The 1158-nt window shown below is 36.6% G+C and carries 1 protein-coding gene and 1 pseudogene; both read right to left on the bottom strand.

The features are described from left to right. Positions 1-169: 169 nt before the first annotated feature. A complete protein-coding gene (istB, locus tag FEZ33_RS12220; RefSeq protein ID WP_138405616.1) occupies positions 170-922 on the bottom strand; it encodes an IS21-like element helper ATPase IstB in 753 nt (250 codons plus the stop codon). Further along, positions 919-1158: pseudogene (locus tag FEZ33_RS12520) on the bottom strand (hypothetical protein); the annotation flags it as partial. The gene istB and the pseudogene FEZ33_RS12520, both read right to left, overlap by 4 nt.

Here is a 1158-nt window from a genome sequence, read left to right on the forward strand (position 1 = left end):
TTTACCAGTAGTGCGGTTCTTTTTACCACTCTTTGCGGGAAGATTTACCAATGTCTGCGGAATAGTTTACCAGTAATAATTAAATGACCCCATTTCTACTCAACTTTTGAGTAGAAATGGGGTCAACATATTATAAATCTATTGGCTATGTCGTAAAAAGACCATTGGTCTAGTTATCTTGATTTAAACCTAGCTTTTCACGCATCGAAATATCTCCATCTATAAGTACATCATAAGAATTATGTATAATTCGATCAAGGATAGCTTCTGCTAAAGTACCGTCTCCTAGTTTCTCATACCAACCCGGAAAGTCGAACTGGGAACAGTAAATATTCGACTTCTGCGCTTCATAACGAGCGTTGATAATTTCCAGGAGTAATGTGGATTCTTCACTTGTGAGCTCATATAAGAGCCATTCATCAAGGATGAGAAGATCAACTTTGATAAGCTTTTTCATTAATTTGGTGTAACTACCATCAGCTTGGTGTGTCGCAATTTTAAACTCCTCTAATAGATTAGGCAAGCGAGTATAACGAACGGTGTAAAATTGCCTGCAGGCCTGAACGCCGAAGGCGGTAGCTAACCATGTCTTTCCAGCTCCCGATACACCTTTAAAGATGATATTGCGACCGTCTAAGATATAATCTCCAGCTGACAACTTCATGAGTAATTCTCTGTCTAGTTTACGATCTGCATCATATTGGATATCCTCTATAGCGGCTTTCACGGTGAATTGTGCTTGTTTTAGTAATCGATTCAATTTATTGCTTTTACGTACGGAATCTTCTTGATCAATCATGATTCCCAATAATTCATCAAAAGTAAGATCCTTGTATGCTGGGTTTGACAGTAAGGTTTCATAAGCTTCTGCCATACCTGAGAGTCTAAGCTGTTTTAGTTTATCATAATTTTGTTGATTCATTTATTTCTACCTCCATAATATGATGCCCCTCTAGTAAAACCATATTTTTCCTTCATCTTTCTAGATTTTGGTTCTGTTAATTTTTCTTCATCGTGTTTTTTATTTGATTGAATAATGGTTTGCACACTTTTGACCGTCGGTCGATTGGTAGCTTTTAATACATCTTTACAGGCTTGTTCGATTTCATAATTGGTATATTTTCTTTCCAACTTCTTTAAAGTGAAGATTGCGTTGAG

Source organism: Ruoffia tabacinasalis, from assembly GCF_005864045.1.
Taxonomy (GTDB): domain Bacteria; phylum Bacillota; class Bacilli; order Lactobacillales; family Aerococcaceae; genus Ruoffia; species Ruoffia tabacinasalis.

Coding starts and splice junctions, on each gene's coding strand:
- istB (WP_138405616.1), bottom strand. CDS start 922: ATGAATCAACAAAATTATGATAAACTAAAACAGCTTAGACTCTCAGGT.